This window comes from Pseudomonas sp. UYIF39, assembly GCF_029963765.1.
Classification (GTDB): domain Bacteria; phylum Pseudomonadota; class Gammaproteobacteria; order Pseudomonadales; family Pseudomonadaceae; genus Aquipseudomonas.
Map to the genome: position 1 here is coordinate 219,542 of NZ_JALBYU010000001.1, position 14,667 is coordinate 234,208.

A 14,667-nucleotide genomic window follows, 5' to 3' on the forward strand; every position below is an offset into this window, starting at 1 on the left:
CATGCGCCTGCTCGCTGTGTTGATCAGTGCTGTGTTGCTGTGCTGCCAGGCAGTGCAGGCGCAGGTCCGTACCTATGACGAAATGATCGCCGCCGGGGAACTGAAAGTGGCGGTCTACAAGGACTTCGCCCCCTACAGTTTTGAAGGCGCCGGCCAGGCCCGTGGCGTTGACGTCGAACTTGCCGAGGCCTTGGCCAAGGCCCTCGGTGTGCGCCTGACGTTGATTTGGGCGCCGGCCGGCGAGAAGCTCGATGACGACCTGCGCGATTACATCTGGCGCGCCAGTCAGTTGCACGATCTGCAACTGGCCGACCTGATGATGCGCGTGCCGTACGACCGCGACTACGCGCAGAAACGCAATGAACTGGGTGAGCTGGAAAACGGCCATGTGGTGATGTTTGGGCCGTACCAGAACGAACAATGGCAGGTCGCCTATGACCGTCGCCGGCTGGAGTCGGTGGGCAGCGTCGCCGTGTTCGAGCACCACCCGATCGGCGTCGAAGTCGACAGCGTGCCGTCGTTCTACCTGACCTCGGTGTTCAGCGGCATGCTCGCCGCCAAAACCCACCACTATCCCGGTGTACCTCAAGCGTTCGCTGCCATGAAGGCCGGTGAAGTCGACGCGGTCATGGCCATGCGTGGCGAGATCGACTGGCAAGTTCACGAAGCCAACGATCCGCAAGTGGCTCTGGCGGAAAACGCCTACCCGAACATGGGCAAGCAACTCTGGGAGATCGGCATGGCGGTGCACGAAAGCAACCGTCAACTGGCCTATGCCGTGGAAGAGGCATTGGAAGCCTTGATCCGCGAGGGCGCTGTCAAAACCATTTATGGCCATTACGGCCTGCGCTATGACGTGCCCGAGATGTATCAATAGTGAACTGGCGAGCGGCTTGTCTGTTGGCCTGTTGGTTACCCATCGCTGCGCACGCCGTGGACATCGACCCGGGCAAAGACCCAGTGCCCTCGGTGATGTGGGCCTTCTATCACAAGCAAATGCTCGGCGATGCGCCGTTCGTGTTCGACGAGCGGGTCAAGCTGCTGGCGCCGCCGTTCGCCGAAGACGCCCGGCAAGTACCGCTGGAAATCGATGCGCGAGCGTTCAAGGGCGAAGTGGTAAAAATCCTCGCCTGGGCAGAACTCAACCCTTTGCCGAAAATCGTCGATTTCCAGCCGCTGGACCGGGTGCTGCCGTGGCTGTCGATCCGCATCCGTATCGAACAGGCCACGCCGTTGCGCGCGGCGGTACTGACCCGCGATGGGGTCTGGCATGTCGGCTCGACGCTGATCGATGCGGCGGGCGGCGGTTGTACGGCGCCGAGTGTGGTGCGCACTCAGCCAGGCTGGGAAGAGCACATCGGCGAAGTGCTGGGCGGTCGTTATCCCCGTGGCGAATTCAGCCGCGTGCGCTTGCAGGTGGCGCACCCGATGGACAACGGCATGGTCAGCGGCATCCCGGAATTCTTCATCAACCATGCCGAACTGCGGGATCAGAACGATCAGCTGCTGGCCCGTCTGGAGCTGTTTCCCGCCGTCAGCGAAAACCCCAGCCTGGCCTTTGATATCGAAGGAGCAGGGCAGACGCGTCTGTTGCTACGCGACAACAGCGGCAATCAATTCGATGCGGCCATACCCTGAACCAAAGGAGCGCGTGATGCGCTGGATGCTGCTGTTGTTTATGAGCCTGAGCCTGCCGGCCCTGGCCGATCTCGACTACTCACTCAGGCCCCGGCAGATCGCGGAAGACACCTGGCTGCTGGAAGGCAGCACCGACAATTTCGCCAAGGCCAACGGCGGCAACATCGTCAACACGGCGTTCATCGTCACCGAGCAGGGGGTGGTGGTGATCGACACCGGGCCGTCGAAACGCTACGGCGAAGCGATGCGCAAGGCGATTGCCTCGATCACCGACAAACCGGTGATCGAGGTGCTGCTGACCCATCATCATCCTGATCATGTGCTCGGCAACCAGGCCTTCAGTGACGTGCCGATTGGTGCGCTGGCCGGCACTACTGAGCTGCTGCATCAGCAGGGCGATGCCATGGCCGAGAACATGTATCGCCTGGTGGGCGACTGGATGCGCGGCACTGAAGTGGTGTTGCCGACAGAGACGCTGATACCTGGCGTGCGAAGTTTTGGGAATCACGATTTGCGCCTGCTGAGCCTGGGTGGGCACACCGGTGCGGATCTGGCTATTCTCGACCAGAAAACCGGCGTGCTGTTTGCCGGGGACCTGGTGTTTTACCAGCGGGCACTGACCACGCCCAACAGCCCGGGGCTGGCGGTGTGGCTGGCGGACATCGCCACCCTTCAAGGCTTGCCGTGGACGCTGATCGTCCCCGGTCACGGCCCCGTGGCCAGCGATCAACAACCCTTCGAGCAAATGCGTGACTACCTGAGCTGGCTCGATCAGCTTATGCGCGATGGCGCCGCCAATGGCAGCGACATGGCCGAGATGATCCGCAGCCCCATTCCCGAACGGTTTGCCGGGATCACGCTGAGCCGTTACGAGTTGATCCGCAGCGTCAGCCATTTGTATCCCCGCTATGAGCGCGCACAGATGCCCCGGATCGATTCCGCCGCGAACAAATGACCCACACAAATCCCCTGTGGGAGCGAGCTTGCTCGCGATAGCGGTCTGACAGTCGACATCAATGTTGAATGTACTGGCCTTATCGCGAGCAAGCTCGCTCCCACAGGGAATCGGTGTGGACCACAGTATTGATGATGTTCGTCTTTTCCGACCCGGTACTAAGGAACTAGCAATCTCAGCACTGCGGGCAATTGTTCCAAGGGCGGCGGCGCCCAAGAATCTGCACCAGACCGGGAAAATTTTCCGGGTATAACAAAAACTGCAGAGGTAGCCGTCATGACCCAACCCGCACGTCGCCAACCCTTCGTCTTGAGCGTGCTGCTCAGTGCCATGCTGTTGTCCGGCACCGCGCTGGCCGGCGTCACCGATCAAGACATCCTCCAGGACCCCAAGAACCCGGAGCAGATCGTCACCAACGGTCTGGGCGTCCAGGGTCAACGCTACAGCCCGCTGGACACGCTCAACGTCAACAACGTGAAGGATTTGCGGCCGGTCTGGGCATTCTCCTTCGGCGGTGAAAAACAACGCGGTCAGCAAGCACAGCCGATGATCAAGGACGGCGTGATGTACATGACCGGATCCTACTCGCGGGTGTTTGCGGTGGATGCGCGCACCGGCAAGAAGCTCTGGCAATACGATGCGCGCCTGCCCGATGACATCCGTCCTTGCTGCGACGTGATCAACCGTGGTGTTGCGCTGTACGGCGACCTGGTGTTCTTCGGCACCCTCGATGCCAAGCTTGTGGCCTTGAACAAAGACACCGGCAAGGTTGTCTGGAGCAAGAAAGTCGCCGACCACAAGGAAGGCTATTCCATCAGCGCCGCGCCGTTGGTGATCAACGGCAAACTGATCACCGGTGTTGCCGGTGGCGAGTTCGGGGTGGTCGGCAAGATCGAAGCCTACGACCCGAAAAACGGCGACCTGCTGTGGACCCGGCCCACCGTCGAAGGCCACATGGGCTACACCTACAAGGACGGTAAAGCGATAGAGAACGGTATCTCCGGCGGTGAAGCGGGCAAGACCTGGCCCGGCGATCTGTGGAAAACCGGTGGCGCTGCCCCTTGGCTCGGTGGTTACTACGACCCGGAAACCAATCTGCTGCTGTTCGGCACCGGCAACCCGGCGCCGTGGAACTCGCACCTGCGTCCTGGCGACAACCTCTACTCGTCGTCGCGTCTGGCGCTCAACCCGGACGACGGCACCATCAAGTGGCACTTCCAGAGCACGCCTCACGACGGCTGGGACTATGACGGCGTAAACGAGCTGGTCTCGTTCAACTACACCGAAGGCGGCAAAGAGATCAAAGCCGCCGCGACCGCTGACCGTAATGGTTTCTTCTACGTGCTGGACCGCACCAACGGCAAATTCATTCGCGGCTTCCCGTTCGTGGACAAGATCACCTGGGCCACAGGGCTCGATAAAGACGGTCGGCCGATCTACAACGAAGCCAGCCGTCCAGGTGCGCCCGGCACCGAAGCCAAAGGCAGTTCGGTATTCGTAGCACCGGCATTCCTCGGCGCGAAAAACTGGATGCCGATGGCCTACAACAAGGACACCGGGCTGTTCTACGTGCCGTCCAACGAATGGGGCATGGACATCTGGAACGAAGGCATCGCCTACAAGAAAGGCGCGGCGTTCCTGGGTGCCGGTTTCACCATCAAACCATTGAATGAAGACTACATCGGCGTGTTGCGCGCCATTGACCCGAAAACCGGCAAGGAAGTCTGGCGCCACAAGAACTACGCGCCACTGTGGGGCGGCGTGCTGACCACCAAGGGCAACCTGGTATTCACCGGTACGCCGGAAGGTTTCCTGCAGGCGTTCAATGCCAAGACCGGCGAGAAAGTCTGGGAATTCCAGACCGGCTCCGGCGTACTCGGCTCGCCTGTGACGTGGGAAATGGACGGCGAACAGTACGTTTCGGTCCTCTCCGGTTGGGGTGGCGCTGTTCCGCTGTGGGGCGGCGAAGTGGCCAAGCGCATCAAGGACTTCAACCAGGGCGGCATGCTCTGGACCTTCAAGCTGCCCAAAGACCTTGTGGTGGCGAAGCACTAACCCTGAATCCACCGCATAACCCCTGTAGGAGTGAGCCAGCTCGCGATAGCGGACTTCCAGTCAAAAGTGATGCTGACTGACACTCCGTCGTCGCGAGCAGGCTCACTCCTACAGGGAGATTCGCCACAGATAGATTCGCGATCATCTACTACCAAATAACGAGAGTCCTCCTGCCAACGGCGCATTCGTCTGACGCGCGGGGCTCTCTACTATCGGTTCATCGCCTGTTTGCCCGACAGGCATCGACCCAGACAGAGGCCCACCATGATCTACGCACAACCTGGTACACCTGGCGCCGTCGTTACGTTCAAACCGCGCTACGGCAATTTCATCGGCGGAGAGTTCGTCGCCCCGGTCAATGGTGAGTACTTCACCAATACTTCGCCGGTCACCGGCGAAGTGATCGCCGAATTCCCTCGCTCCAGCGCCGCCGACATCGAAAAAGCCCTCGACGCGGCGCATGCTGCGGCTGACGCCTGGGGCAAGACCTCGGCGCAGGACCGCTCGCTGGTGCTGCTGAAAATCGCCGACCGCATCGAGCAGAACCTGGAAATCCTCGCCGTCACCGAATCCTGGGACAACGGAAAAGCTGTGCGCGAAACCCTCAACGCCGACGTGCCACTGGCTGCCGACCATTTCCGTTACTTCGCCGGGTGCATCCGCGCTCAAGAGGGCGGTGCCGCCGAGATCAACGAGCTGACCACGGCTTATCACTTCCACGAGCCATTGGGCGTGGTCGGACAGATCATTCCGTGGAACTTCCCGCTGCTGATGGCCGCCTGGAAACTCGCCCCGGCCCTGGCCGCCGGTAACTGCGTGGTACTCAAACCCGCCGAACAGACGCCGCTGTCGATCATGGTCTTCGCTGAGCTGATCGCCGATTTGCTGCCGGCCGGTGTGCTGAACATCGTCCAGGGCTTCGGTCGCGAAGCGGGTGAGGCGCTGGCCACCAGCAAGCGCATCGCCAAGATCGCCTTCACCGGTTCCACCCCGATTGGCGCGCACATCATGAAATGCGCCGCCGAGAACATCATTCCGAGCACTGTCGAACTGGGCGGCAAGTCGCCGAACATCTTCTTCGAAGACATCATGCAAGCCGAGCCGCAGTTCATCGAGAAAGCCGCTGAAGGTTTGGTGTTGGCGTTCTTCAACCAGGGCGAAGTATGCACCTGTCCTTCGCGAGCGCTGGTGCAGGAGTCGATCTACGACGATTTCATGAAAGTGGTGATGCAGAAGATCGTCAAGATCAAGCGCGGCAACCCGCTGGACACTGAAACCATGGTCGGCGCCCAGGCGTCCGAACAGCAATACGACAAGATCCTCTCGTACCTGAAAATCGCCCAGGAAGAGGGCGCCGAGTTGCTCGCCGGCGGCGCGGTCGAGCGTCTTGAGGGCGACTTGTCGACGGGTTATTACATCCAGCCGACCCTGCTCAAGGGCCACAACAAAATGCGTGTGTTCCAGGAAGAAATCTTCGGCCCGGTGGTGGGTATCACCACCTTCAAGGACGAAGCCGAAGCCCTGGCGATTGCCAACGACAGCGAGTTCGGTCTCGGCGCCGGCCTGTGGACCCGCGACATCAACCGTGCCTACCGCATGGGCCGGGCGATCAAGGCCGGGCGTGTCTGGACCAACTGCTACCACCTGTACCCGGCCCACGCCGCGTTCGGTGGCTACAAGAAATCTGGTGTCGGCCGTGAAAACCACAAGATGATGCTCGACCACTATCAGCAGACCAAAAACCTGCTGGTGAGCTACGACATCAATCCAATGGGGTTCTTCTAACCTCCGCAAGAACACTGAAGAACCTGTGGGAGCAAGCTCGCTCCCACATTGGTTTTGTGTGTTTGTGAAGATCGCCGCACACCCCCTACCAATGCACGCCGCCACCTCGTTCGAAAGTAGCATTCGGGTGCCTGGCGCCCCGTGCATTAATGGCTTTACCGGAATCGTCCGGCACAAGAAGAGGATTGACCCATGTGGACTAAACCCGCGTTTACCGATCTGCGCATTGGCTTCGAAGTGACGATGTATTTCGCCAACCGTTGATTGTTCACCCGGCCAGCCGACGCGTTGGCCGGGCCTGCCTTCTGGAGCATTGCCCATGCACATTCGCGTTCTCGGATCCGCCGCTGGCGGTGGTTTTCCGCAATGGAATTGCAACTGCCGTCAGTGCGCCGCGATGCGCAATGGCAGCCTGCGGGCCCAACGGCGCACACAATCCTCGATTGCCCTGAGCGACAACGATGTGGATTGGGTGCTGTGCAATGCTTCACCGGACATTCGCGCGCAACTCGAGAGTTTCGCGTCGCTGCAACCGGCGCGCCGGGTGCGTGACACGGCGATTGCCGGCGTCGTCCTGTTGGACAGCCAGATCGACCATTGCACCGGCCTGTTGAGTCTGCGCGAAGGTTGCCCGCATCAGGTCTGGTGCACCGAACGGGTTCATGAAGACCTGAGCAGCGGCTTCCCGTTATTCACCATGCTCAAGCACTGGAACGGCGGGCTGCAGTGGCAACCGATCGGGCTCGATCGCGAGCCCTTCAGCATTCCGGCTTGCGCGCACCTGAGATTTCGCGCGATCCCCTTGGTCAGCAACGCACCACCGTATTCGCCCAATCGCGGCAATCCGCAGCCGGGCGACACCATCGGCTTGTTTATCGAAGATCGGCGCAGCGGTGCTTCGCTGTTCTACGCGCCGGGCCTGGGACAGGTAGACGACGAGGTTCTGAGCTGGATGCAACGCGCCGATTGCCTGTTGCTGGACGGCACCTTGTGGCGCGATGACGAGATGCGAGTCTGCGAAGTCGGCCAGAACCTGGGTCGTGAAATGGGTCACCTGTCGCAAAGCGGCCCTGGCGGCATGCTCGAAATCCTTGAAGGCTTCACCCGCCAGCGCAAGGTGCTGATCCACATCAACAACACCAACCCGATCCTCGATGAAGACTCGGCCGAGCGAGCGCTGCTGGAGCGGCGCGGGATTGAAGTGGCTTATGACGGCATGAGTATTGAGCTGTAGCGGAGGGCCTCATCGCGAGCAAGCTCGCTCCCACAGGGGATCTGTTGCGAACTTGAGTCCCCTGTGGGAGCGAGCTTGCTCGCGATGAGGCCAGACCAGACACAGCAGAGCTTCCAGGAGAACCGCAATGACCAGCACCCCAATGACCCCAGCCGAATTCGAAGCAGCCCTGCGCGCCAAAGGCGCCTATTACCACATCCATCATCCGTTCCACCAAGCCATGTACGCCGGCCGATCAACCCGCGAGCAGATTCAAGGCTGGGTCGCCAATCGCTTCTATTACCAGGTGAACATCCCCCTGAAAGACGCGGCGATTCTCGCCAACTGCCCGGACCGCGACATGCGCCGTGAATGGTTGCAACGGATACTCGATCACGACGGCGCGCCCGGCAGCGAAGGCGGGATCGAAGCCTGGCTGCGGCTGGGCGAAGCGGTGGGGCTGGATCGCGAGCAAATCCTCTCGCAGGAACTGGTGCTGCCCGGTGTCCGTTTCGCCGTGGACGCCTACGTCAATTTCGCCCGTCGCGCCTGTTGGCAGGAAGCCGCCAGCAGTTCGCTGACCGAACTGTTTGCGCCACAGATCCACCAATCCCGGCTCGATGCCTGGCCGGCCCATTACCCGTGGATCGACGTCGGCGGTTACGACTATTTCCGGACTCGCCTGAGTCAGGCGCGACGGGATGTCGAGCATGGCTTGCGCATCACCCTGGCGCACTACGTCACGGTCGAAGGCCAGCAACGCATGCTGGAAATCCTGCAGTTCAAACTTGACGTGCTGTGGAGCATGCTCGACGCCATGAGCATGGCCTACGAGCTGGAGCGCCCGCCGTATCACACCGTCACCACCGAGAACGTCTGGCACCGGGGGATTGCCCTGTGAGCCTGATCCACCGCGAGCAATCACCGTCACTGCGTCAGGGTTTTCGTCTGCAATGGGAACCTCGTCAGGACTGTCACGTGCTGCTGTACCCCGAAGGCATGATCAAACTCAACGTCAGTGCCGGGCAGATCCTTGATCTGGTAGACGGCCAGCGCAGCGTTGCGGCGATCATTGATCGACTGTCTGAGAGTTTCCCCGGCGTACCGGGGATCGACGAAGATGTGCTGGCGTTTCTGGAGGTGGCCCATGCTCAATTCTGGATCGAGTGACTCGCGTCCGGGGCCACCGCTGTGGCTGTTGGCGGAGTTGACCTACCGTTGTCCGCTGCAATGCCCGTATTGCTCCAATCCGCTGGACTTTGCTCAATCAGGCGAAGAGTTGAGCACCGAGGAATGGATCCGGGTGTTCCGCGAGGCCCGGGAGATGGGCGCCGCGCAACTGGGCTTTTCCGGCGGCGAGCCGTTGGTAAGACAGGACCTGGCCGAACTGATCAAGGCCGCCCGGGACATGGGTTACTACACCAACCTGATCACCTCGGGCATTGGCCTGACCGAGCAGAAAGTGCACGACTTCAAGGTCGCGGGGCTGGACCATATCCAGATCAGCTTCCAGGCCGCCGACGAAGCGGTGAACAACATGCTCGCCGGTTCGCGCAAGGCCTTTGCCCAGAAACTCGCCATGGCCCGTGCAGTAAAGGCCCAGGGCTACCCGATGGTGCTGAACTTCGTCACCCATCGGCACAACATCGACCAGATCGAGCAGATCATCGACTTGTGCCTGGAGCTGGAAGCGGATTTCGTCGAATTGGCGACGTGCCAGTTCTACGGCTGGGCCGAGCTCAACCGGGTTGGCCTGTTGCCCACGCGCGAACAATTGCAGCGTGCGGAGCGCATCACCAACGAATATCGCGAGCGTCTTGAAGCGCAGGGCCACCCGTGCAAGCTGATCTTCGTCACCCCGGATTACTACGAAGAACGCCCCAAGACCTGCATGAACGGTTGGGCCAATCTGTTTCTCGACATCACCCCCGACGGCACGGCGTTGCCTTGCCACAGCGCCCGCCAGTTGCCGGTGCAGTTTCCCAATGTGCGCGAGCACAGTATCGAGCACATCTGGACGGATTCTTTCGGTTTCAATCGTTTTCGTGGCGATGACTGGATGAAGGAACCGTGCCGCTCCTGCGATGAAAAGCACAAGGATCTGGGCGGCTGCCGCTGCCAGGCATTCATGCTGACCGGCGACGCCGCCAACGCGGACCCGGTGTGCAGCAAATCCCCGCACCACGGTGTGATTCTCAAGGCCCGCGAGGAAGCCGACGCACCGGGGCTGGGCATGGAACACCTGACGTTGCGTAACGAGAAGGCTTCGCGACTGATCTATCGAGGGTGAGCCCGGGGCTACCCATTGGTCTGATTGCATTCACAGCCGGATGCTTTAGTGTGGGCGTTACCTTCCAAAAACTATAAAAACAGGCTTTCCAATGAGCCAGAGTCTCAGCCAGCTGCGTAAATTCGTTTCGCCTGAAATCATCTTTGGTGCCGGCTGCCGGCACAACGTCGGCAATTGCGCCAAAACCTTTGGTGCCCGCAAGGTGCTGCTGGTCAGCGATCCCGGTGTGATTGCTGCCGGTTGGGTCGCCGATGTCGAGGCCAGCCTGCAAGCCCAGGGCATCGAGCACGTCCTGTACAGCGCGGTCTCGCCCAACCCAAGGGTCGAAGAAGTGATGCTCGGCGCCGATCTGTACCGGGAAAACCATTGCGATGTGATCGTGGCCGTCGGTGGCGGTAGCCCGATGGATTGCGGCAAAGGCATCGGCATTGTCGTCGCCCATGGACGCAGCATCCTCGAATTCGAAGGCGTGGACACCATCCGTGTCCCCAGCCCGCCGCTGATCCTGATTCCGACCACCGCCGGGACGTCGGCCGATGTCTCACAATTCGTGATCATTTCCAACCAGCAAGAACGCATGAAGTTCTCCATCGTCAGTAAGGCGGTGGTCCCGGACGTGTCGCTGATCGACCCGGAAACTACCCTGAGCATGGACCCGTTCCTGTCCGCTTGTACCGGCATCGATGCGTTGGTGCATGCCATCGAAGCGTTTGTGTCCACCGGTCACGGGCCGTTGACCGATCCCCACGCACTCGAAGCGATGCGCCTGATCAACGGCAACCTGGTGCAGATGATCGCCAACCCGAGCGACATCGCCCTGCGCGAGAAAATCATGCTCGGCAGCATGCAGGCCGGGCTGGCGTTCTCCAACGCGATCCTTGGCGCGGTGCATGCGATGTCCCACAGCCTGGGCGGCTTTCTCGACTTGCCTCATGGGCTGTGCAACGCGGTGCTGGTGGAACACGTGGTGGCGTTCAACTACAGCTCGGCGCCCGAGCGCTTCAAGGTGATCGCCGAGACCTTTGGCATCGATTGCCGGGGCTTGAATCACCGGCAGATTTGCGGGCGTCTGGTGGAGCATCTGATTGCGTTGAAACACGCCATTGGTTTCCACGAAACCCTGGGACTGCACGGGGTCAGCACTGCGGACATTCCGTTCCTGTCGCAACACGCCATGCACGACCCGTGCATCCTGACCAACCCGCGCGAGTCCAGTCAGCGTGATGTCGAGGTCGTCTATGGCGAAGCCCTCTGACGAACATCAACGGGCGCTGGCGGGGTTACTGGGATTAGGCAGCCACTCGGCGCGCAAGAGTCATTACCCGGAACTCTCCGCGCGCCTCGACGAGCTGGAAGCGGAGCGCAATCGCTACAAATGGCTGTTCGAAAACGCGGTCCACGGGATCTTTCAGGCCAGCCTCCTGCAAGGCATGCGCGCCGCCAACCCGGCACTGGCGCGGATGCTCGGTTACGACAATCCCCAGGAGGTGCTGTTTTCCTTGGCGGATCTGGCGAGCAATCTGTTCATCGGTGGCGCACAGGAGCTGGAGAATATCGGCGAAATCCTCAGGCACCAGGGCAGCCTGCACGGCTATGAAACCCAGTTGCGACGCAAGGACGGCAGCAGCCTCGACGTGCTGATGAACCTGTTGCTCAAGCCCGATCAGGAAGGGCTGGTGGAGGGGTTTGTCGCCGACATTACCGAACGCAAACTCGCCCAGCAGCGCCTGCAGCAACTCAACGACGAACTGGAGCAGCGCGTCACCGCGCGCACCGACGAGTTACTGGAAGCCAACCGCAACCTGCAACAGCAGATCACCCAGCGTAAGCAGATCGCCCAGGCCTTGCGCGATGCCCGGGACGCCGCCGAGGCCGCCAATCGCAGCAAGGACAAATACCTCGCCGCCGCCAGCCATGACCTGCTGCAACCGCTCAATGCCGCGCGTTTGCTGATCTCGACCCTGCGCGAACGCAAACTGCCCGACGTCGAACAGGTGCTGGTGGAGCGGACTCACCAGGCGCTGGAAGGGGCGGAGGATTTGCTCACCGATTTGCTGGATATTTCCCGGCTAGATCAGGCAGCGGTGAAACCGGACATTGCGCTGTACCGCCTCGACGAATTGCTCGCGCCGCTGGTGTCGGAATTCCAGTCAGTGGCCCAAGCCGAAGGGTTGAACCTGCGGGTGCACTTGGGCGATTACGCCATCAGCACCGACTTGCGCCTGATGACGCGGATCCTGCGCAACTTCCTCAGCAACGCCTGCCGCTACACCGACGAGGGCAGCATCCTGCTGGGTGCCAGACGCCGGGGTGAAATGCTGCGCCTGGAAGTCTGGGACACCGGACGCGGGATCGCGGCGGACCGACTGGATTCGATCTTCCTCGAGTTCAACCAGCTGGACGTCGGACGCGCCGCCGACCGCAAGGGTGTGGGCCTGGGACTGGCAATCGTTGAGCGCATCGCCAAGATCCTCGGCTATAAAGTCGGGGTTCATTCGTTACCGGGGCGCGGTTCGATGTTCAGCATCGACGTGCCGATTTCCCATGAGGTTCCGCTGCCGATCAGCCTGGCGGCACCACAACCCGGCGCCGGCAATCCATTGCCGGGCCGGCGTTTGCTGGTGCTGGACAACGAAGTGAGCATCCTCGAAAGCATGAGCGCGCTGCTCGGGCAATGGGGCTGCGAGGTAGTCACGGCCACTGATGAATTTTCCGCATTGGCCGCCTTGCAGGGGCGAGCGCCGGAACTGATTCTGGCGGACTACCACCTCGATCACGGGGTGGTGGGCTCTGATGTGGTCAGGCATTTGCGCGAGCATTACCGCCAGGCGATTCCGGCGGTCATCATCACCGCAGACCGCACGGATCAGTGTCGGCGTTCATTGCAGCGACTCGACGCGCCGCTGCTGAACAAACCGGTGAAACCCGGCAAGTTGCGCGCGGTGCTGAGTCAGTTGCTGGGGTAGCGATAGTGCAGGCTGAAACCGAGCTCGGCTGACTCGCCTTGCTCCAGCAGCCGCAACCCCGGTCGACCGGGCAGGTGATGCGCGTTGATCGGGTGGCTTACCGGTTCGATACAGAAAAAATCCAGGCCCACCGGGCAGTAGAGCAGGAAGTAATCGCTGCCGGTGGCCTGGCATTCCAGCTCATAGCCCAGCGCTGGCTGGCGGATCAGGCAGTGGCCGTCCCATTCGCAGAAGCCGTTGTCGACCAATGTGTCGGGCAACGTCTTGAGTGACTGGAAATCCCACTCGGCGGGCAATGGGCTGAGGTGTGTCGGCAGTTTGGTCCCGTCACACAACCATACTTGCCGGGCTTGCGCCTGCAATTGGGTGCCCGTAGTACGCGGAAAGTAAGGATGCAAACCGAGCCCATGCCAGGCAGGTTTTTCGTCCAGATGGGTGACCTTAAGATCAATGCTCAGCTTGCCGTCGCTCAGATGGAATCGTTGCCGGGCGCGATAGGCGAAGGGCGTCGTGCTGTCGAGTTGCAGGATGACTTCATCGTGGGTCTGCGAAACCACCTGCCACGGCTGTTGCCAGGCGCTACCGTGAATCGGCAGGGGATCGGTGAGGCTGTTGGGTGTCAGGGCCAGCCATCCCTCGGGGCAGTCGAACCCCCCTTCGGCAATACGGTTCGACCACGGCACCAAGGGAAAACAGCCGAGCTTGCCGGGCAGGCCGGTGTTCAGCGCGTGAGCGTCACTGTGGCGCAACAGCGGCAGACCCGTGCCGCGCACGCTCCAGTTGACGATGCTGCCACCGAGTTGCGGGGCGAGGGTGAGGTGGGTGAATTCGTCTTCGAGTTCAAGCAATGTCGGCGTCATATTACCTTCGGCTCCGGCAAGCCTTTCACCCCGGGATTGAGGGCGAACACACCGCCGGCCAGTGATTGTTCGTCATGGTCGTCACCGGGGCGGATCGAGGTCACGAACAGGGTGTCCAGACGACTGCCACCGAAGGCGCACATGCTCGGTTTTTTCACCGGTACGGCGAGGGAACGGTCCAGTCGGCCGTCGGGGGTGAAACGGTGAATCAGCCCGGCGTCGTTGGCGCAAATCCAGTAGCCGCCTTCGGCATCGACCGCCGCCCCGTCGGGACGACCAGGGAATTGATGCATGTCGACAAACAGCCGACGGTTGGACGGCGTGCCGCTGTCGATGTCGTAATCAAAGGCCCAGATTTGCTGGACCAGGGGATGCGAGTCAGACAGGTACATCGTTCGCCCGTCCGGGCTGAAACCCAGGCCGTTGGGTACGATAAACCCGCTGAGTTGCGCCTCGAGTGGCCCGCGTTGCCCGGTGCTGTAGCGGTAAAGCGTACCGTCGGCAGCGTTGGCGCCCATGTTCAGCACCATGCTGCCGGCCCAGAAGCGCCCCTGACGATCGCAGCGACCATCGTTCAGGCGCATATCTGTGCGGGCGTGTTCGACCGTTGCCAGAAGGTTGCTGTCGAGGCTGCCGTCGTTATGCGGGTGCAGATGAAAGAACCCGTTTTCCATCCCGGCAACCCAGCCACCGTCGCGGTGACGCGCAATGCAGGCGAGCATTTGCGGCGCCTTCCAGGCGTGAACATGGCCGGTTTCGGCGCTCCAGCGCTGAAGTCCACCGGCAGGAATATCCACCCAATACAGGGCGTTTTCTTCGGGGACCCAGACCGGGCATTCACCGACTGCGTTGCGGGCATCGACAATCAATTCGGCTTGCATGACAGCTCATCCCCTCGGGTTTTT

14 protein-coding genes are annotated in these 14,667 nt (G+C 61.2%); 12 read left to right on the top strand and 2 right to left on the bottom strand.

All coding sequences use genetic code 11. The features are described from left to right. The first annotated feature begins 1 nt into the window (after position 1). From MO767_RS01145 to MO767_RS01200, 12 genes are all read left to right on the top strand, one after another. Positions 2 to 877 (top strand): transporter substrate-binding domain-containing protein, encoded by an 876-nt coding sequence (locus tag MO767_RS01145; RefSeq protein ID WP_282479036.1) that lies wholly within the window; start codon positions 2 to 4, stop codon positions 875 to 877. Then, a complete protein-coding gene (locus MO767_RS01150) occupies positions 877 to 1,638 on the top strand; it encodes a quinoprotein dehydrogenase-associated SoxYZ-like carrier (protein ID WP_282479037.1) in 762 nt (253 codons plus the stop codon). Before MO767_RS01145 ends, MO767_RS01150 begins: the two co-directional genes overlap by 1 nt. 16 nt (positions 1,639 to 1,654) lie before the next feature. After that, a complete protein-coding gene (locus MO767_RS01155; protein WP_282479038.1) occupies positions 1,655 to 2,593 on the top strand; it encodes a quinoprotein relay system zinc metallohydrolase 1 in 939 nt (312 codons plus the stop codon). 276 nt (positions 2,594 to 2,869) lie between these two features. After that, a complete protein-coding gene (locus MO767_RS01160; RefSeq protein ID WP_282479039.1) occupies positions 2,870 to 4,648 on the top strand; it encodes a PQQ-dependent methanol/ethanol family dehydrogenase in 1,779 nt (592 codons plus the stop codon). A gap of 264 nt (positions 4,649 to 4,912) precedes the next feature. Beyond that, entirely contained in the window at positions 4,913 to 6,433 is a 1,521-nt protein-coding gene (locus tag MO767_RS01165; protein ID WP_282479040.1) for an aldehyde dehydrogenase family protein, read from the top strand. Between the two features lie 192 nt (positions 6,434 to 6,625). Further along, the gene (pqqA, locus tag MO767_RS01170) at positions 6,626 to 6,697 is read left to right on the top strand and encodes a pyrroloquinoline quinone precursor peptide PqqA (RefSeq protein ID WP_003253598.1); all 72 of its coding nucleotides are present in this window, start codon (positions 6,626 to 6,628) and stop codon (positions 6,695 to 6,697) included. A gap of 55 nt (positions 6,698 to 6,752) precedes the next feature. Further along, positions 6,753 to 7,667, top strand: coding sequence for a pyrroloquinoline quinone biosynthesis protein PqqB (gene pqqB, locus MO767_RS01175; RefSeq protein WP_282479041.1), 915 nt, complete (start codon positions 6,753 to 6,755; stop codon positions 7,665 to 7,667). Positions 7,668 to 7,794: 127 nt separating this feature from the next. Then, positions 7,795 to 8,547 carry a pyrroloquinoline-quinone synthase PqqC gene (gene pqqC / locus MO767_RS01180; protein WP_282479042.1) on the top strand — a complete coding sequence of 251 codons (753 nt, stop codon included), beginning with the start codon at positions 7,795 to 7,797 and terminating at the stop codon, positions 8,545 to 8,547. Continuing rightward, positions 8,544 to 8,816, top strand: coding sequence for a pyrroloquinoline quinone biosynthesis peptide chaperone PqqD (gene pqqD / locus MO767_RS01185; RefSeq protein WP_282479043.1), 273 nt, complete (start codon positions 8,544 to 8,546; stop codon positions 8,814 to 8,816). Before pqqC ends, pqqD begins: the two co-directional genes overlap by 4 nt. After that, positions 8,794 to 9,936: a pyrroloquinoline quinone biosynthesis protein PqqE gene (pqqE, locus tag MO767_RS01190; RefSeq protein WP_282479044.1), complete on the top strand. Its 1,143-nt coding sequence runs from the start codon at positions 8,794 to 8,796 to the stop codon at positions 9,934 to 9,936. Before pqqD ends, pqqE begins: the two co-directional genes overlap by 23 nt. Before the next feature lie 91 nt (positions 9,937 to 10,027). Continuing rightward, complete coding sequence (gene ercA / locus MO767_RS01195; protein ID WP_282479045.1) at positions 10,028 to 11,191, top strand: alcohol dehydrogenase-like regulatory protein ErcA; 1,164 nt, start codon at positions 10,028 to 10,030, stop codon at positions 11,189 to 11,191. Then, on the top strand, positions 11,175 to 12,902 hold the full coding sequence (locus MO767_RS01200) for a NahK/ErcS family hybrid sensor histidine kinase/response regulator (RefSeq protein WP_282479046.1): 1,728 nt from the start codon (positions 11,175 to 11,177) through the stop codon (positions 12,900 to 12,902). The genes ercA and MO767_RS01200 overlap by 17 nt, the downstream gene beginning before the upstream one ends. Here the strand turns inward: MO767_RS01200 and MO767_RS01205 are convergent. Together MO767_RS01205 and MO767_RS01210 are read right to left on the bottom strand one after the other, a co-directional pair. Then, positions 12,887 to 13,762 carry an aldose 1-epimerase gene (locus MO767_RS01205; protein ID WP_282479047.1) on the bottom strand — a complete coding sequence of 292 codons (876 nt, stop codon included), beginning with the start codon at positions 13,760 to 13,762 and terminating at the stop codon, positions 12,887 to 12,889. The genes MO767_RS01200 and MO767_RS01205 overlap by 16 nt on opposite strands. Further along, entirely contained in the window at positions 13,759 to 14,643 is an 885-nt protein-coding gene (locus MO767_RS01210; protein ID WP_282479048.1) for an SMP-30/gluconolactonase/LRE family protein, read from the bottom strand. The genes MO767_RS01205 and MO767_RS01210 overlap by 4 nt, the downstream gene beginning before the upstream one ends. Between the last annotated feature and the right edge of the window lie 24 nt (positions 14,644 to 14,667).